The 16,684-nt window shown below is 72.7% G+C and carries 15 protein-coding genes; all 15 read right to left on the bottom strand.

Going from position 1 to position 16,684, the window contains the following annotated elements:
- Positions 1–41: 41 nt before the first annotated feature.
- The gene (locus tag INQ48_42335) at positions 42–827 is read right to left on the bottom strand and encodes a response regulator transcription factor (GenBank protein QRF61995.1); all 786 of its coding nucleotides are present in this window, start codon (positions 825–827) and stop codon (positions 42–44) included.
- Positions 800–1,930 (bottom strand): UDP-glucose 4-epimerase GalE, encoded by a 1,131-nt coding sequence (gene galE / locus INQ48_42330; GenBank protein QRF61994.1) that lies wholly within the window; start codon positions 1,928–1,930, stop codon positions 800–802. The genes INQ48_42335 and galE overlap by 28 nt, the downstream gene beginning before the upstream one ends.
- A complete protein-coding gene (locus INQ48_42325) occupies positions 1,927–3,198 on the bottom strand; it encodes a glycosyltransferase WbuB (GenBank protein ID QRF61993.1) in 1,272 nt (423 codons plus the stop codon). The genes galE and INQ48_42325 overlap by 4 nt, the downstream gene beginning before the upstream one ends.
- Positions 3,195–4,469 (bottom strand): polysaccharide biosynthesis protein, encoded by a 1,275-nt coding sequence (locus INQ48_42320; GenBank protein QRF61992.1) that lies wholly within the window; start codon positions 4,467–4,469, stop codon positions 3,195–3,197. The genes INQ48_42325 and INQ48_42320 overlap by 4 nt, the downstream gene beginning before the upstream one ends.
- A 28-nt stretch (positions 4,470–4,497) precedes the next feature.
- Positions 4,498–5,430 carry a hypothetical protein gene (locus INQ48_42315; protein QRF61991.1) on the bottom strand — a complete coding sequence of 311 codons (933 nt, stop codon included), beginning with the start codon at positions 5,428–5,430 and terminating at the stop codon, positions 4,498–4,500.
- A gap of 32 nt (positions 5,431–5,462) precedes the next feature.
- Positions 5,463–6,440 (bottom strand): hypothetical protein, encoded by a 978-nt coding sequence (locus tag INQ48_42310; GenBank protein QRF61990.1) that lies wholly within the window; start codon positions 6,438–6,440, stop codon positions 5,463–5,465.
- Positions 6,437–7,516, bottom strand: coding sequence for a glycosyltransferase (locus INQ48_42305; protein QRF63201.1), 1,080 nt, complete (start codon positions 7,514–7,516; stop codon positions 6,437–6,439). The genes INQ48_42310 and INQ48_42305 overlap by 4 nt, the downstream gene beginning before the upstream one ends.
- A gap of 8 nt (positions 7,517–7,524) precedes the next feature.
- Positions 7,525–8,835: a hypothetical protein gene (locus tag INQ48_42300; protein ID QRF61989.1), complete on the bottom strand. Its 1,311-nt coding sequence runs from the start codon at positions 8,833–8,835 to the stop codon at positions 7,525–7,527.
- Between the two features lie 42 nt (positions 8,836–8,877).
- Entirely contained in the window at positions 8,878–9,855 is a 978-nt protein-coding gene (locus tag INQ48_42295; GenBank protein ID QRF61988.1) for a GDP-L-fucose synthase, read from the bottom strand.
- Positions 9,856–9,907: 52 nt separating this feature from the next.
- Positions 9,908–10,567: a sugar transferase gene (locus INQ48_42290; GenBank protein QRF61987.1), complete on the bottom strand. Its 660-nt coding sequence runs from the start codon at positions 10,565–10,567 to the stop codon at positions 9,908–9,910.
- Positions 10,564–12,855 (bottom strand): polysaccharide biosynthesis tyrosine autokinase, encoded by a 2,292-nt coding sequence (locus tag INQ48_42285; protein QRF61986.1) that lies wholly within the window; start codon positions 12,853–12,855, stop codon positions 10,564–10,566. The genes INQ48_42290 and INQ48_42285 overlap by 4 nt, the downstream gene beginning before the upstream one ends.
- A gap of 65 nt (positions 12,856–12,920) precedes the next feature.
- Positions 12,921–14,102, bottom strand: coding sequence for a polysaccharide biosynthesis/export family protein (locus INQ48_42280; GenBank protein ID QRF61985.1), 1,182 nt, complete (start codon positions 14,100–14,102; stop codon positions 12,921–12,923).
- Between the two features lie 26 nt (positions 14,103–14,128).
- Positions 14,129–15,073 carry a hypothetical protein gene (locus INQ48_42275; GenBank protein QRF61984.1) on the bottom strand — a complete coding sequence of 315 codons (945 nt, stop codon included), beginning with the start codon at positions 15,071–15,073 and terminating at the stop codon, positions 14,129–14,131.
- The gene (locus tag INQ48_42270) at positions 15,066–15,884 is read right to left on the bottom strand and encodes an alpha/beta hydrolase (protein QRF61983.1); all 819 of its coding nucleotides are present in this window, start codon (positions 15,882–15,884) and stop codon (positions 15,066–15,068) included. Before INQ48_42270 ends, INQ48_42275 begins: the two co-directional genes overlap by 8 nt.
- Positions 15,881–16,666, bottom strand: a complete 786-nt coding sequence (locus INQ48_42265) for a 4'-phosphopantetheinyl transferase superfamily protein (protein QRF61982.1) — start codon at positions 16,664–16,666, stop codon at positions 15,881–15,883. The genes INQ48_42270 and INQ48_42265 overlap by 4 nt, the downstream gene beginning before the upstream one ends.
- Positions 16,667–16,684 lie beyond the last annotated feature (18 nt).

Here is a 16,684-nt window from a genome sequence, read left to right as displayed (position 1 = left end):
GGAAAAAGGGGGGAGAAGCGCGAGGGAGGAGGGGCGGCGGCTCAGAGCTGGCCGGTGTGCGTCGCGAAGCTCACGGCCTGCGCGCGCGAATGCACCTGCAGCTTCTTGTAGATGTTCTTGATGTGGGCATTGACGGTCTGGCCCGAGATGCCCAGCCGCTCGCTGATCTCCTTGGAGACGCAGCCGCGCGCCACGCAGCGCAGCACCTCGCGCTCGCGCACGGTCAGCGTGGCTTCGCGCTGCGGCGCGTCCGGCGGCACATCGCCGCCCTGCTGGCTCAGGCGCGCGAGCAGGCGGCGCGACAGCCGCGGCGTGATCGCCGCGCCGCCGTTGACCACCTGCAGCACCGCCTGCGCGAAGCTCTGCAGCCAGGCGTTCTTCAGCAGGTAGCCGGTCGCGCCGAGCTCGAAGGCGCGCATCACGTGGGCGTCGTCCTCGAGCGCCGAGACCACGATGATCTCGCAGTAGCTGTGCTGCTTGCGTGCCTCGCGGATCAGGTCGAAGCCGGTGCCGTCGCCCAGGTGCAGGTCGAGCATCAGCACGTCGAATTCCTGCGATGCCAGCAGGCGCCGCCCCTCGCGCACGCTGCCGGCCTGCGCCTGCAGCTGGATGCGCATGTCCGACAGCAGCTCCTGCGCGATCACGCGCCGCATGAACTCGTCGTCGTCCACCAGCAGCACGCGCACCGGCGCGTTCTCCTGCCCGGTCAGGAAGTGCGGCCACTGCGGTTCGGCCGGCGGGCAGACGCCCGTGGTGTAGCTCGCGCGACGCGCGAAGGTCCGGCCGGACTCCGGCGTCTCTAGAGAGGAAGTAACGGTATCGGACATGAAGGGATCCCTGGTTGAGTGAAAGGCGTTCGGGGTAGCGGAAGCGGTGGGGGTGGGGGTGGCGGCGCGGCCTCGTCGAAGCCGTGCGGATTGCCAACCTGCCAGCGCCAGCTGTCGGCGCACATGTCGTCGAGGCTGCGGCGCGCGCGCCAGCCGAAGCGGGCCTGGGCGCTGGCCGCGTCGGCCCAGTAGGCCGGTGCGTCGCCGGGGCGCCGCGGTCCGAGGCGCAGCGCGATCGCGCGGCCGCTGGCGCGCTCGAAGGCCGCGACCACCTCGAGCACCGAGGCGCCGCGCCCCGTGCCGAGGTTGGCCATCAGGATCCCCGGCTCGCGCGTCACGTGGCGCAGCGCGGCCACGTGGCCCTCGGCCACGTCCATCACGTGCACGTAGTCGCGCACGCCGGTGCCGTCGGCGGTGTCGTAGTCGGTGCCGTGCACCACCAGGTGCGCGAGCGTGCCCACCGCCACCTGCGAGATGTAGGGCATGAGGTTGTTGGGGCGGCCGTTCGGGTGCTCGCCGATCAGGCCGCTCTCGTGCGCGCCCACGGGATTGAAGAAGCGCAGGCAGGCGATGCCCCAGCGCGCGTCGGCACGGGCCAGGTCGAGCAGCACCGTCTCGACCATGGCCTTGGTGCGGCCGTAAGGATTGACGGCGGCGTGCGGCGCGCTCTCGGGGATCGGCGAGCTCGCCGTGTCGCCGTACACCGTGGCCGAGGAGGAGAACACCAGCCGGCGCACGCCCGCGCCGTCCATGGCGCGCACCAGCGCCAGCGTGCCCGCCACGTTGACCTCGTAGTAGCCGAGCGGGTCGTCCACCGAGTCGCCGACCGCCTTCAGCCCCGCCAGGTGCAGCACCGCGCCGAAGGCATGCGCGGCGAACACCCGCTCGAGCGCCGCGGCATCGCGCACGTCGGCGCGCACCAGGACCGGTGCCACGCCCGTGATGGCCGCGATCCGCTCCAGCGAGCGCGCGCTGCTGTTGACCAGCGTGTCGAGCACCACCGGCAGGTAGCCGGCCGCGATCAGTGCCACGCAGGCGTGGCTGCCGATGAAGCCCGCGCCGCCGGTCACGAGGATCCTGGGAGGGGAGAGGGCGGCGTTCATGGCGATGCGGGCTGCTCGCCGGGTTTCGCGAGGCAGCGCAGCAGCTCGGCCTCGAGGCGCTGGAAGATCGCGTCCTGGTCCAGCTCGGCCTCGGCGAAGGCGCGGCCGGCCGCGCCCAGGGCCTCGCGCCGCGAACGGCAGGCCGCGAGCTGCGCGATCGCGTCGGCCAGCGCGCGTGCGTCGCCCGGCGGCACCACCACGCCGCGGCCCGTCACGGCGCGGCCGAGCTCGGTGTCGGGATGCGCGGTCACGATCACGGCCCGGCCGCTCGCGAGCATGCCGGTCAGCTTCGAGGGCATCACCAGGTCGGCCGCGTCGGCGCGCTGCGGCAGCACGTGGATGTCGGCGCTGCCGAGCAGCTCGTCGAGCCGCTCGGCCGGCTGCAGGTCGAGGAAGTGCACGTGGCGCAGCCGCAGGCAGGCATCCATCAGCGACGCGCGGCTCGGCCCGTTGCCGCAGATGACGAAGTGCAGCGCCGGCGCATCCGCCAGCAGCGCGGCCGCCTCGGCCAGCAGCTCGATGCCCTGCTTGTGGCCCAGGCTGCCCGCGTAGAGCACCAGCACCGCGTCGGGCGCGATGCCGAGCGCGGCGCGGTAGCCGCCGGCGGGGTTGGGTGCCTCGGGATCGCGGGGAGGCGCGGGCCGGATCGCGCGCAGGTCGACGCCGTTCGGGAACAGCACCAGCCGCTCGGGCGCCACGCCCTTGTCGGCGGCCTTGGCGAGCATCGCGGCCGAGATCGTCGAGACGCGGTCGAAGCGCCCCATCAGCCAGCGTTCGGCCGCCAGCGCCATGCGCCGCACGCGGCCGCCGCGCACCAGGCCCAGGCCGAAGGCCGCGTCCACCTCGTAGTCCTGGATGTGCAGCCACGACCTGCTGCCCGCGAGCTTCGACAGCAGCAGCACGCCGGGCGCGCAGAACAGCGGCGGCTCCACCACCATCACCACATCGGGCCGCCAGCGTGCCTGCGCCAGCAGCAGCGGCAGGCTCGACAGCATGAACGAGGCCAGGTGCGCGAGGCGGGCCGGCGTGCGCGGACGCGCGGGCACCCAGGTCGGCGCGCGCCACAGATCGACGCCGTGCCAGTCGCCGCGGCGGTAGGCCCAGGCCGAATGGCCCTCGGCCACCTGCCACTGCGGAAAGAAGGGCGGCGCCGCGATCACGCGCACCGCGTGGCCGCGCGCGCTCAGCCAGCGCGCCATCTCGCCCGAGTACTTGCCCACGCCGGCCAGCTCGGGCGCGAAGTTCATCGAGTGCAGCAGGATCTTCATGGCCGGCTCCGCAGCGCGCCGTGCGCCAGGCCGCGCGCGATGCGCACGATGGGATAGCTGCCGAACTCCAGCCGCATGCGCAGCTCGTAGAGCACGAAGTCGCTGGCGCAGGCGAGCAGGAACACGTAGTGCGGCTGGCCCGGAAAGGCCCGGATCACCACCGCGTACGACAGCAGCCGCAACCCGACCTCGAGCAGCGCCCAGCGCGCCAGCGAGGCCACCGGCACGCGCAGCGCGAGCAGCATCTCGTGGTGCACGGTGTAGGTGCGCAGCAGGAAGTAGGGCGCGATGCACAGGAAGATCTCGAGCGCCTCGTGGCCGACCTTCAGCAGCGGCGCGGCCAGCACGATCAGCGCCGCCAGCCCCGCGAACAGGCCGCAGCCCAGCAGGAAGGATTGCCGCGCGAGCCGGAACGCCGAGGCCTCGAGCTGCCCGGCGCTGGCGGTGCGCATCGCGGGCGTGCGGGTGTAGAGGAAGGCCTGCACGAACTGCGACGGCGCCTCGGCCAGCAGGAACGCGAGCTTGAAGGCGCCCACGTAGCCCAGCGGCATGAAGAAGGCCACCACCAGCAGGTCGGACTTGCGCAGCAGGAACAGCAGCAGCGAATAGACGGTCGCGCCGCCCTGCGCCGAGAGCGCCAGGGTGGCGGCACCGCGCGGCGGCCGGCCGGCGCGGCCCGTGCGCACGATGGCCGCGGCCACCAGCACGAAGGCGAACAGGTTGATGGCCAGCAGCTGCGGCACGTCGAGGGCGTCGCCCGCGTGGCCCAGCGCGGCGAAGCCGACCACGCCCAGCACCAGGATGCTCGAGCGCAGGCCGGATTCGAGGTTGAGCAGGCCCGCGTGGCCGAGCCCGCGGCTGTAGGCCAGACGCAGGCTGTTGAACGAGAACACGGCAAGCGTGGCGGCCATCAGCACCAGCGCCATGGCGGACGCGGGCACGCGCTGCAGCGCCAGCATGCCGAGCGCCAGCAGCAGCGCGATCGGCAGCCCGATCGCGAGCGTGCGCACCAGGTCGCCGCGCCGGATCCGCGGGCCCGGTCCGGCCGCATGGCGCGAGAACAGCAGCGCGCTGCCGAGCGTGCCGACCACCAGCGCCGCCTCGAGCACCGACTGGTAGACCGAATACGCGCCGAAACGCGCGGGCGCCACGTTGGCGGCCAGCAGGAAGACGGCGAGGAAGCCCGAGAGGTAGACGTAGAAGCGCGACGCCAGCGCGCCCAGCCCCTGCAGGGGCAGCGCGGACGGCAGGCGGAGCGGTCTGATCGGCATGGCGGGGCGTGATCGTTGCGGCGACACGCTATTTCGAGCCCGGCAGGTCGCCGAGCCGATGGGCGGCGGGCACGCGCCGCGCGAGCAGGCCCATGCCGAAGGCCCGGTTCTTGGCCCGGCGCGCGAACTGCAGCCCGTAGGTCAGCAGCGCGACCCGGCGCGTGCCACCGCGCAGCGCCTGCCCCATGGCCAGCTTCGCGCGGCCCTGGAAATGCAGCGCCAGCGCCTGCACCGACTCGCCGGCCTGGGTCGTGAGGCAGGGCTGGCCGTCGCGATAGGCCAGGTGCTTGGCGCCGCCCAGCAGCCGGAACTCGTTGGCGCGCAGGTTGTGGGCGCTGCTGATGTTGTGGTCGATGACACGGCCGCCGAACACGCGGTTGATCGGCCGCGCATTGCCGCTGGCGTGCGCCCACAGGTACAGCAGCGTCATGTCGGACACGCCGCCGCGCTCGCCCCGGGCCGCGAAGCGCGCGGCGATCTCGCGCAGCGTCGCGCGCCCCGCGTGGGTGGTGTAGGTGTCGAGCACGAAGGCGACGAAGCCGGCCAGCCCCGCGGCGCTCCAGTAGCTCACGTGCGGCGATATCTGGCACGGGTCCCAGCCGTCGATGGGCTCGATGAACGAGCCCGAGAAGTCGGCCTCGCCGACCAGGCGGCGCACGTGCGCGCCGAGGCCGTGGAACAGCAGCACGTCGCTGTCGAGCAGCACGAACTCGCGGCATTCGGGCCGCGCCTCGAGGTGGGCGGCCAGCAGGAAGTAGCGCCGGAAGCAGATCTTCTCGAACGCGGGCGTGTTGCTCGACAGGTGCACGTAGCTGCGGCACAGGCGCTCGTAGTCCGCGCCGGCCTCGGTGCCCGCGAGCACCAGCAGGTTCTCCCGCGCGCGGGCCGCCGATGCGCGGCACAGCGCCAGGGTCTTGTTCTGGCGGTCTTCCACCACGATGAAGGGAAGCGGTTGGGTCATGGTCGGCGAGCCTTGGAGCGGGGGCAGTGGGTTCAGGGAGCGGGCGCGGTCGCGCTGCGCACCAGCGCGACATGCGCGGGCAGGAAGTGGAAATCGGCGTCGAGCGGAAGATCGAGCGTGAGCAGCCCCTTGCGCGCGCGCGCCTCGGCGATCCAGGCGCGCACCTGGGCCGCCGAGAAGCGCGGCGGCGCCTCGCGGCCCCACGAGGCGGCCAGCGGCGTCAGCACGTGGAACATCAGGTCCGAGGGCGGCGCCGTGAGCTGCGCCGGGGGATCCATGAACTCGCCGGCCATCAGGTTCTGGCACGGCGCGGCCTTGAGGCTGAAGCGCTGCGGTCCTTCGCCCGCGTTGAAGGCGAGCCAGCGGTCGGCCGCGCCGCTGCGCGCGGCGCCGCACAGCGCGTTCCATTCGGAGGACGTCATGTCGCGCGTGTTGTAGGTGCCGTCGAACCACCAGCCGCGCGCCAGCGTGCCGTAGCGCTGCGACCACTCGGCGATCACCTGCGACCAGCCCGCGATGAAGCGCGCGGGCGGCGGCTGCTGTTCGGAGATGTCGCCGAGGCAGCCCATCAGGTAGCGATCGTCCTGCGGCGCGCGAAACGGCAGGTACAGCACCATCGCGATGCCGCGGCGGCGCAGCGCGCGACCGATCTCCAGCGGCAGGTCGCGCGGCGGGCGGTCGCGCGCGCTGGCCGGGCACAGCGCCTCGAGCGCGGCATTGGGCGCGATGTACTGGCCGCTGTTCTGCCCCAGCGTGAGCACTAGGTACGAGGCGCGCATCTCGGCCAGCTGGGTCGCGAAGGCCTCGACGTCGAAGCGCCCCACGTCGGCGATCGAACGGCGGTCGGGCAGGTAGTGGACCATCACGCCGAAGCCCGCCGGCGCCAGCGCGGGCCATGGGGCGGCGAGCGCCGGGTCGGCGGGAACGGTGGTCTGGGCGGTCGCGGCCGTCGCGGCGAGCAGCGTCGCCGCCAGGGTCCGAGCCAGGAACGAACGAAGCGTGCGGGTCATGGCAGTGCGCCCTCGAAGGAAGCGGCCGTGCGCTGCAGCCCGAGATATCGCGCCGCCACCGCCGCGGGCGTGCAGGCCGGCGCGTTCGCCCACGCCGGGCGTGCCTGCCGGTGCGACGCGAGGTAGCGCGACAGCGCCTCCAGGTCGCAGCGCCGCTCGTCGACGAGGAAGGCATAGCCGCCGAACAGCTCCCGGTGCACCGGGATGTCCGACAGCAGCAGCGGCACGCCCAGAGTCGCCGCCTCGGCGGCGGAGAGGTTGAAGCCCTCGAAGCGCGACAGCGAGATGAAGGCCTGCGCGCCGCGGTACAGGCCGATCAGTTCCTCGCGCGATACCAGCCCGCGGTGGTGCACGCAGCCGCGCAGCGCGGGCGCCTCGGCCGCCACCATGCGCGCCACCTCGGCCGCGCCGTTGCCCGTGATGTCGAGCCGGTCGACCAGCCCCGCGCGCTTCATGCGCTCGAACAGCCGCAAGGTGCCGCCGAAGTTCTTGTGCGGGTAGTAGTGGTAGGCCGCGATCAGGTAGCGCTCGCCGGCGGGCGGGGCGTCGGGCGGGACCGGCGTGGCGACCGCGTCGACCGGATTGAAGATCACCGTCGAGTGCCGGCAAGGCCCGAAATGGCGCTCGAAGTCCTGCTGGCTGCTGCGGCTGATGAACACCACCTGCGCGTGGCTGCGCGCGAGCCGGCGCAGGTTCCAGTCGAGCCAGAGCCGCTTGGTGCGGCTGAAGTGCTCGGGGTGCGCCTTGTACTGCAGGTCGTGCACGATCACGATCGCGTCGCGGTGCCGGCCGAACGGGGCGAAGGGCAGGAAGTAGTTCGGGAACAGCGACCACACCCGCCGTCCCGACAGCCAGGCGCGCAGCTGGTGGGCGTTGTAGAGCAGGGTTTCGAGCACGAAGCGGCTGAGCCCGCTGCGGCGCGCGAGCTCGAACAGCCGCGGATGCCGCTCGCTGGCCGAGGCGATCGCCTGGCCGGCCGACAGCCGCATGCCGCGCAGCAGCACCTCGGAGACGTTGAGCACGCCGCCGGCGCCCCGGTTGAGGCGCAGCGTGTCGTAGAAGAGATAGTCGGGCATCGTGGAGCTCATGCGTGGGCGGCGGGACGTGGGGCAAGCGCGCGGCGCGCGGGACCGAAGCCGGTGCACAGGGCACCGACCAGCAGCGCCGCGATCAGCCCCGAGGCCGCGAACGGTCCCCAGCCCAGGATCGGCCCGCGCATGAACGGCACGTAGGCCGCGAGCAGCACCAGCGCCGCGAGATAGCCGCGCGAGACGGGGCCGTGGGTGTCGATCGCGCGGTCGATGCGGCGGAACAGGCTCGACAGCAGGAAGCCGAACACCAGCGGGCCCGGCAGGCCGAAGTCGAAGAAGACGGTGGCGAACTGCGCCAGCGACAGGTTGCTCTGCGAGAAGTTGCCGAGGATGGCGGGCCAGCCCAGCGGGTCGAAGTCGGGAAACAGCTTCAAATCGCGCGGCAGCACGAACGAGAAGGCCGACAGCAGGTAGCGGCCGAAGCCGAGATCGGGCGCGGGCGCGCGCTCGAGCACGCCGGCCACCACGTACATCGCATCGAAGTCGGGGCTGTAGGGAAAGGTCGCGAGCGACTCGCCCCACATGCTGCCGCGCGACAGCAGGTTGAACACCGGGCCCAGGCCCGCGATGGCGGCGAAGACGACGAACGCCAGGGTCCAGCGCCGCGAGCGGCCGAGGCCATGGATCAACAGCGGCAGCAGGCCGATCAGCAGGATCTGGCGCGCGGTGTTGACCGGGTTCGCCGCGATCGCGGCCGCGGCCAGCGCCAGCGCGGCCAGGCACCAGGCGGCGGCCGTGCGCTGGCGCAGCGCATGGATCGCCAGCGCGACGAAGCACATCAGCACCACCATCTTGGGCAGCGTCGAATAGACGATGAAGTCCAGCGGCGCATTCTCGATCTCGCCGGGCAGGCCGCGCGCCACGAAGTTGAGGTCGGCGCGCGCCAACAGCACCGCGAAGGCCGCGCCCAGCAGGCCCAGCAGCAGCAGCGGATGCGCCACGCCGGGCGCCGGCGCGGTGCCCGCGGCGTGGCGCAACGGCGGATCGACGACGCCGAAGCGCGCCGCTTCCACGCCGGCCATGTACAGCAGCAGCAGCATCAGCGCCTGCGTGTGCGCCACCGTGCCGATCACGCCGGCTTCCCAGAAGCTCAGGTCCTGCGCGATCTGGATCGCCGGCGCGAGCGAGAAGTAGGTCAGCAGGGTGGTGTAGTGCACGAGCAGGAACACGCTCGCGCCCGGGCCGCCGAGCAGCGCGAGCTGCAGCAGCGACAGCAGGAACACCGCCACGTAGCCCCACACCGGGTCGAGCAGGCCGCACAGCATCGCCGCGGCGAGGCCGCACCAGAAGCACAGGATTCTCATGAGCGTCTCGCCGTTCGTTCGTTCGTTCGCGGGCGGCGGCGCTCAGGCCGGCGCGAGAGTCTCGACCGGCCGCACCGCGCGGCTGTAGTCGGCATAGGTGCGCCGCAGGCCGTCGGTCAGCGGCATCGTGGCGCGCCAGCCGATGCTGGCGGCGCGCGACACCTCGAGCAGCTTGCGCGGCGCGCCGTCGGGCTGCGAGGTGTCGAACTCGATCCGCCCGCGGTAGCCGACCACCTCGCGGATGTGATCGGCCAGCTCGGCGATCGACAGGTCGTCCCCGGTGCCGAGGTTGATGTGGGCGCGCATCGGCTCGGTGTGCGTGTCGTAGACGGCGCGCGGGAGGTTCATCACCGCGATGCAGCCGTCGACCATGTCGTCGACGTAGAGGAACTCGCGGCGCGCGCGGCCCGTGCCCCAGATCAGCACGCTCGGCGCGGCGGTGGACTTGGCGAGGTGGAAGCGCCGGATCAGCGCCGGTACCACGTGGCTGTTCTCGAGGTGGTAGTTGTCGCCGGGCCCGTAGAGGTTGCTCGGCATCACGCTGCGGTAGTCGATGCCGTGCGAGGCGCCGTACTGCCGGTTGTAGCTCTCGCACAGCTTGATGCCGGCGATCTTGGCGATCGCGTAGGGCTCGTTGGTCGGCTCGAGCCGGCCGCCGAGCAGCGCCTCCTCGGCGATCGGTTGGTCGGCCAGGCGCGGGTAGATGCAGCTCGATCCGAGGAACAGCAGCCGCGTGACGTTCGCGAGGAAGGCCTGGTGCGTCACGTTGGCCGCGATCATGAGGTTCTGGTAGATGAACTCGGCCGGGTAGCTCATGTTGGCGTGGATGCCGCCGACCTTGGCCGCGGCCAGGTAGACCTGGTCGATGCGTTCGCTCGCGAAGAAGCGGCGCACCGCCTCCTGGTCGAGCAGGTCGAGCGCCTCGCGGTCGCGCGTGACGACCTCGTGGCCCAGGGCGCGCAAGCGCCTCGAGAGCGATTGGCCCACCATGCCGCGATGGCCTGCAACGTAGATACGCATAGGTTCTTTCGTGAAGTTCAAAAATCCGGGATCGATCGATGCGGCAGCTTCGCTAGCCCGAGCCGCGCGCGCCGGCCACCACGGCGAAGGTCTTGAACAGGATGGCGACGTCGTGGCGCAGCGACAGCGTGGCGACGTAGTCGGCGTCCATCGCGGCGCGGCGGCGGTAGCTCACCTCGCTGCGGCCGCTGATCTGCCACAGGCCCGTGATGCCGGGGCGCACCGCGCAGTAGTGGCCCCAGTAGCCGCCGTACAGGTCCTTCTGCGAGAACATGCAGGGACGCGGGCCGACCATGCTCATGTCGCCCTTGAGCACGTTCCAGAACTGCGGCAGCTCGTCGATGCTGTACTTGCGCAGGATCGCGCCGAAGGGCGTGATGCGCGGGTCGCGGTCCAGCTTCTGGTACTTGGCCCACTGCAGCCGCGCCGCCGCGTCCTCGCGCAGGTGGCGCGCCAGCACCCCGTCGGCGTCGGCCACCATCGAGCGGAACTTGTAGAAGCGGAACACGCGGCCGTTCTTGCCGTAGCGCGGCTGCATGTAGATCGCGGGCCGGCCCGAGCTCAGCAGCACGCCGATCCACACCAGCGCATAGGCCCAGCCGAACAGCAGGAAGAAGCTGCCCGCCATGGCGATGTCGACACCGCGCTTGGCGGCCATCAGCGCGCGCCCCTCGAGCGAAGGCGCGGCCGGCGCGGTCTGCAGCAGGCTCATGCGGCCGCTCCCGCGGTGCCCGGCGCGGCCAGCGGCGGCGCGAGGGCCGGGTACGCATGCGCGCGCACCCGGTAGGCGCCATAGCGGTAGGCGTAGCTGCCGTAGTAGCGCTGGCGCGCGTCGAGCGCGTTGAGCACCACGCCCTGGAAGCGCGCGCCCGCGTGGCGCAGCTCCTTGATGCTCTGCGTCAGGTCGCCGAGCTCGTTGTCGCCGGCGCGCGCCACCATCAGCAGCGTGCCCATGTGGACCGCCATCTCGGCCGCCTCCGAGGCCAGCAGCGCGGGCGGCGCATCGACGATCACCGTGTCGTAGCGCTGCGAGAGCCGCTCGAGCAGCCGCGCGAAGGCCTCGCCGCACAGCAGGCCGGTGGGGTCGCGCGGCGGCATGCCGCTGGCCAGCACGTCGAGTTGCGGCAGCACGTCGCGGTGGATGGCGGCCTGCTCGTCGATCTCGCCGAGCAGCAGCTCCGCCAGGCCGTTCCGCGGCGCCAGTCCGAAGTACGGGCCCAGGCTGCTGCGCCGCAGGTCGGCGTCGATCAGCAGCACGCGGCGGCCGCCGGCGGCGAGCACCACCGCCAGGTTGGCAGAGACGAAGCTCTTGCCGGCACCGGGCGTGGCGCTCGACACCATGATGCGGTTGTTGCGCGCGCCCGGCAGCGCGAACTTGAGCGCGGTGCGCAGCCGGCGCACGCCCTCGAGCGCCGGGTCCTCGGGGTGCTGCATGGCGAGCACGTGCACGCCGGGCAGGCCGTGCTGCGCCGCGCGGTCGAGCAGGCGCTGGCGCCGGCTCAGCGCCACCGTGCTGTAGACCTCGAGGCCGGTGTGGGCCTCGATCTCGGCCGGGCTCGCGACCGTGGCGCGCCACGAGCGGCGCAGCAGCACCGCGCCCAGGCCCGCAAACAGCCCCGCCACCAGCGCCAGGCCCATCGCGATCGCCGCCCTGGGGCGGATCGGCTTCTCGGGCTGCAGCGCCGGGTCGAGCACGCGCACGTTGCCGATGCGGCCCTCCTTCGCGAGCCGCATCTGCAGCGAGCTGTTGAGCAGCGCCACGTAGAGGTCGGTGTTGACCTTGATGTCGCGCTGCATGCGCAGCGCGTTCTGCTGCAGCTGCGGCATGCGCCGGATGCTGAGCTCGACCGTGCCGAGCCCCTTGCGCAGCGCCGCGATCTGCGCGTCGATGGTCTGCACGCTGGGATCGCGCGCGGTGAAGCGCTCGGTCAGCTCGAGCCGCTTCTGGGTGGCGTCGAAGAGCTTGGCCTGCAGGGTCACGTTCTGCGTCAGCGCATTGCGTGCCTCGTCGTCCAGGCTGATGGTGCCGTTCTGGTTGCGGTACTGGTTGTAGGCTTCCTCGGACTGCTCGAGCTGCGACTTGAGCTTGGGCAGCTCGCCGCCGAGGAAGTCGAGCGCGCGCTGCGCCTGCGCGGTCTTCTGGTCGATGTTCAGCCGCACATAGAGCCGCGCCACCTCGTTGAGCAGGGTGGCCAGCTGCATGCGGTCGCCGTGCTGCCAGCTCAGGTCCATCACCGAGGACTGCTTGCCCTTCTCGATCACGCGCAGGTCGCGCTGCAGCGCGAGCAGCGTGAGCTGCTTCGACTGGCGCACCAGCTCGAACTGCGCGCCCGGCAGGCCGGCCATCGAGCCCACCAGCAGGTGCAGCGGGCCGAGCGCGGTCTCCACGTCGAGCGGCGCCCCCACCGTGCCGACGATCGGTTCGGCCAGCTTCGGATGCGTCAGCGTGAAGCCGCTGCGCGTGCCCGCCGTGAGCAGGAAGCGCGAGCCCTCGAGCTCGGGCGGCACGTCCATCTGCGCGACGACGATGCGCTCGGCGCCATGGACGTAGCCGCCCAGGCCCAGCAGGCCGGGCTCAGACAGTTCCCTGCTGCCGCGCGCGAGCCAGGCGCCGACCAGCGGCAGGTACAGCGGCTCGGCCTCGATGTAGAGCTTGGTGTCCTCGATGGCCTGGCCCAGCACCAGCCGCGACTTGAGGATCTCGGCCTCGCCCGCGGTCGGCGTCTTGGCGTTGAGCGCGCTGCTCGCCGACTCGCCCAGCAGGGTGCCGCCCGAGCGGTCGGCGTCTTCCACCTGCAGCAGCACGTTGGCCTCGTACACGCGCGGACCGAACAGGGTGTAGAGCGCGCCCAGCAGCAGCGCGGCCGCGACGAACTTCGCGATCGTCCATCGGTTGTCGAGGAAGAGGTCGATGTGTTCCCGCAGGCGCGAGCGCGTCAGGGGAGCATCGGCCGGCGGGTCCGCGGGCGCGGAGGCCGCGATGAGCGATCGGGCATTCATGGGTTCACCTCGTGGTCTGTCGGGGGCGGGGGCGGGAGCGGGGGAGCGCGGCGAGCGGCGTGCCATCAGCGGCGGCTCGCCGTGCCGCCGAGGTTCACGACCTGGGCGGCGGGCAGGATCAGGCTGATCACGCGGTTCCAGCGCACCAGCGGCACCGGGTCGATGTAGACCACGTCGCGCGGCCGCAGCTCGAAGCGGTCCGCCAGCGCGAGCGCCACCGGGTTCTTCGCGTCGAGGTGGTAGACGTCGGGCACGTCGCCGCTGGAGTTGCGCACCACGTAGATCTGCCCCGGCGAGGAGGTCTGCAGCTCGGGGCCGCCGGCGTCGCCGATCGCCTCGTTGAGGCTCAGCCGGCCGTTGCGCATCAGCAGGGCCGAGGGCCGCAGGATCTCGCCCATCACGTAGACGCGGCTGTCGTCGCGCGTGCCGACGTTCACGACGTCGCCGTTGCGCAGCGGGATGCGGCCCGCGTCGTAGCCCTGGACCTGCAGCGCCGGCAGGTCGATCGTCAGCGCGCGCCCGTCGCGCGTGAGCACGATGCGCGAGCGGTCGGCGCTGGCGTTGGCGCTGCCCGCGCGGCTCAGGGCCTCGGCCAGCGTCATCGGCACGTCGGTGAAGATCTGCAGGCCCGGCATGCGCACGTCGCCCTCGACGTAGACGCGGCGGCTGCGGAAGGTCTGGATGCGCGCGCTGACCAGCGGGTCCTTGACGAAGGGCGCGATGCGCCTGGCGATCATCTCCGAGGCGGCGCTCTCGGTCAGGCCTTCCAGTTTGGTGCGGCCGATGTAGGGAAAGCTGATCTCGCCTTCGCCGTCCACGATGAAGCCCGGCGCGACGCTCACGCCGGTGGCGTCGGTCTGCTGCGAGATCACGGCGCCCTGGCTGGGCATCAGCTCCGGATGGCGGTAGACCACGATGCCGATCACGTCGCCGGCGCCGATCGTGTAGGCCGGCGACTTGCCGAACAGCTCGCGGACCTCGGGCGACGGCCCCGTCGGCTGGCGCGCGGCCAGCTCGCGCACCAGCGCGGGCGTGATCGGCACGATCCGCGGCTCGCCGCGCGCGCCGGTCGGTCCGGTACCGCCCGTGCTGCCCGAACTGCGCCAGGCGCCGCTGTCGGGCGAACTGAAGCCCGGGATGCCGCAGCCGGCCAGGCCGAGCGCGAGCAGTGCGCTCAAGGCCGCGGCGCCGAGGCGCGCGCGGCGCCCCGGGTGCGCGGCGGGGGCGGTTGAAACGAGGGGCGTCATGGGGTGTCCTTGGAAATCCGTGGGGGTCACTGCGGCGCGAGCGCGCCCGCGATGGGAGGGTCGAGCGGGGCCGCGGCGGTGCCGGGGCTGCGACGCTCCGCGGCGGTGCCGCGGGCGCGGGCGATCACCCAGTCGCCCACGGCGCCGAGGAACAGCTGCTGCCCCCTGGCCGTGCAGACCGTGTGATCGAGGTCGCGCAGGAAGTCGTACTGCGCGGCCTGCAGGAAGGGTTCGTCGCGGAACGCGCCGAGCTGGTCGCGTCCGCGGTCGCTGACATGCAGCGAACCCGAGTAGAGGAAGTGCAGCGCCACCTGGCGCGCCCACAGGCGCCGCATGGTGGCGCGGAACCAGGCTTCGGCGACGACCGGCGGCAGTTCCTCGCTGAAGAAGCCCGGCAGCGGCCGCGCCGCGCTGGAACGCGACAGCCAGCGCGACAGGCCGCGCCCGATCCAGCGCCGCACCTTGCCCGCGAAGGCGGGGTGGGCGGGCGCGGCCAGCGCGCGGCGCAGCGTGCGTTCCCAGCGCGCGCGCCGCTGCGGGAAGGCGAAGCCGTCGAACAGCGACAGGCCGATCACGCGCGCATCGACCATGCCGGCGCTCATCGCGTGCTCGGCGCCCGAGCACATGCCGACGATCACGAAGCGGCCGATGCCGAGCCGCGCTTCCACCAGGTCCATCGCCGCCTGCAGGTCGTGCACCGCGCGCAGCGCCAGCGGCACCGCGCTCGCGCCGCCGGGGGCCTCGCTGTCGCCGATGCCGCCGAGGTCCAGCCGCAGGCTGCTCATGCCTTGGGCGGCCAGCGCATGGGCCAGCTTGACGTTGATGCGCCGCGGCCCGACGCGGTGGTTGGCGCCCATGTTGAGCATCAGGCAGCACACCGGCAGCGGCTGGCAGTGCACGGGCTCGGTCAGCATGCCGAGCAGGCCGTCGCCGTGGCCGAAGCGCACCGGGCTTTGGGTCATGTCACTCATGGAGGGCCCCTTGCAGGCGGTTGAGCGCATCGGCCGGAACCATGGCGCTGTTGGGATAGGGATCGGCGGTCCAGTCGAGCCGGTGCTGGAAGTAGGCGAGGCGCACCGGCATGTGTCGCGACTGCTGCTCGGCCGCCCACTGGGCGGTGTGGGCCTCGTCGGGGCGCGCGAGCACCAGCGTGTCGTGCAGCGCGGTCAGCGGCAGCGATGCCGGCACCAGCGCCGAGAGCTGGGCGCGCAACTGCGCCGACAGCGACACGCCCAGCGCCTCCTCGGGCACGGCCTCGGCATCGCGCAGGTAGCCGCGCCGCCAGCCGAGGTCGGGAATGCAGAAGGTGGTGTCGACCGCCTCCACGTGCCGCTCGCGCAGCATGCTTCCATAGCGCGGGCCGTCGATCACCGGCTCCCACAGCACCAGCCGCGCCGGGTCGCAGCGCCCGTTGCGCGCTGCCAGCACGGCGAGGGTGGCGCCCAGGCGCGCGCCGACCCAGACGATGCGCGCGTCGGGCGCGAGCCCGCGCAGCGTCTCGTGGGCCGAGCACAGGTCACGGCGCCAGCCGTCGAGTTCGCCCGCGCGCTCGTCGCCCGGCGAATCGCCGGTGCCGTGGAAGTCGAAGCGCAGGGTGGCGATGCGCGAGTGGGCGAGCCGCTCGGCCAGCACCTTGAAGAAGCGGTGCGTGCGCAGGCCTTCCTGGCCGAAGGGCGGGCACAGCAGCACCGCGGTGTCGCCCGGGCGCGGCTGTTCGGCGGGATGGAACAGGCCGAACAGCTGGCGCGAGGCCGGGCCGAACATGAGCGGGCGGGCCATCATCGCGTCACCTCCACGCCACGGACCGGGTCGCCGGTGAAGGCCGCGCGCGGATTCGCGCGCAGGGCCTGCATGGCGAGCATCTGCGACAGCGCCTCGGGCGTGTCGAACAGCGTCTCGGGCGCGCGCCATTCGGCGAGCGAGGCCACGCTGCCGGCCCGCGCGGGCGCCGGGCCCACCACCAGCCACAGGGTGCGGCCGCCCAGCGGGACCTCGACGCTGCGCAGCTCGGGCCGCAGTCCCACCTCCACCGTGTCGGGCCGCACCCGCAGGCCCAGGCCGATGGCCTTGAGGCAGGCTTCCTTGCGCGTCCAGCAGGTGAGGAAGGCGAGCCCGCGCCGCGCGGCCGGCAGCGCGAGCAGGGCCTCGTACTCGCGGGGCGTGAAGTGGCGCTCGGCCAGCGTCAGCGCGTCGGGCACGGGGCGCAGGTGTTCCACGTCGGCGCCCAGCGGGCCGCGCGTGCCGACCGCGATCAGCGCCAGCGCATGGCTGTGGCTCAGCGAGAAGCGGATGCGCGGGCGCTCGGGCATCCACGGCTTGCCGAACGGGCCGCAGATCAGGCACAGCGTGTCGGCGCGCAGCGCGCTCTGCTCGGCCAGCGCGCGCCGCAGCGCGACGTGGGCGGCGATGAAGCGCTCGCGGTCGATGCCGAAGTGCAGGCGCGAGGCGCGCACGCGCTCCTCCTCGGACAGCTCGCGTTCGCAGTCCGGGTCCAGCCGCAGGTCGAGGTCGACGTAGCGGCACACGGGCGCATCGATCGAGAGGGCGTAGCTCGTGAGGTTCATCGAAGTACCTCCGTGCTT

This window comes from Variovorax paradoxus (assembly GCA_016806145.1).
Classification (GTDB): domain Bacteria; phylum Pseudomonadota; class Gammaproteobacteria; order Burkholderiales; family Burkholderiaceae_C; genus Variovorax.
This window is presented reverse-complemented; position numbering and strand designations above follow the sequence as displayed.

What these genes read in the sequence shown, in the direction of transcription:
- INQ48_42335 (QRF61995.1), bottom strand. Translation starts at nt 827, where the DNA reads ATGTCCGATACCGTTACTTCCTCTCTAGAGACGCCGGAGTCCGGCCGG.
- galE (QRF61994.1), bottom strand. Translation starts at nt 1,930, where the DNA reads ATGAACGCCGCCCTCTCCCCTCCCAGGATCCTCGTGACCGGCGGCGCG.
- INQ48_42325 (QRF61993.1), bottom strand. Translation starts at nt 3,198, where the DNA reads ATGAAGATCCTGCTGCACTCGATGAACTTCGCGCCCGAGCTGGCCGGC.
- INQ48_42320 (QRF61992.1), bottom strand. Translation starts at nt 4,469, where the DNA reads ATGCCGATCAGACCGCTCCGCCTGCCGTCCGCGCTGCCCCTGCAGGGG.
- INQ48_42315 (QRF61991.1), bottom strand. Translation starts at nt 5,430, where the DNA reads ATGACCCAACCGCTTCCCTTCATCGTGGTGGAAGACCGCCAGAACAAG.
- INQ48_42310 (QRF61990.1), bottom strand. Translation starts at nt 6,440, where the DNA reads ATGACCCGCACGCTTCGTTCGTTCCTGGCTCGGACCCTGGCGGCGACG.
- INQ48_42305 (QRF63201.1), bottom strand. Translation starts at nt 7,516, where the DNA reads ATGCCCGACTATCTCTTCTACGACACGCTGCGCCTCAACCGGGGCGCC.
- INQ48_42300 (QRF61989.1), bottom strand. Translation starts at nt 8,835, where the DNA reads ATGAGAATCCTGTGCTTCTGGTGCGGCCTCGCCGCGGCGATGCTGTGC.
- INQ48_42295 (QRF61988.1), bottom strand. Translation starts at nt 9,855, where the DNA reads ATGCGTATCTACGTTGCAGGCCATCGCGGCATGGTGGGCCAATCGCTC.
- INQ48_42290 (QRF61987.1), bottom strand. Translation starts at nt 10,567, where the DNA reads ATGAGCCTGCTGCAGACCGCGCCGGCCGCGCCTTCGCTCGAGGGGCGC.
- INQ48_42285 (QRF61986.1), bottom strand. Translation starts at nt 12,855, where the DNA reads ATGAATGCCCGATCGCTCATCGCGGCCTCCGCGCCCGCGGACCCGCCG.
- INQ48_42280 (QRF61985.1), bottom strand. Translation starts at nt 14,102, where the DNA reads ATGACGCCCCTCGTTTCAACCGCCCCCGCCGCGCACCCGGGGCGCCGC.
- INQ48_42275 (QRF61984.1), bottom strand. Translation starts at nt 15,073, where the DNA reads ATGAGTGACATGACCCAAAGCCCGGTGCGCTTCGGCCACGGCGACGGC.
- INQ48_42270 (QRF61983.1), bottom strand. Translation starts at nt 15,884, where the DNA reads ATGATGGCCCGCCCGCTCATGTTCGGCCCGGCCTCGCGCCAGCTGTTC.
- INQ48_42265 (QRF61982.1), bottom strand. Translation starts at nt 16,666, where the DNA reads ATGAACCTCACGAGCTACGCCCTCTCGATCGATGCGCCCGTGTGCCGC.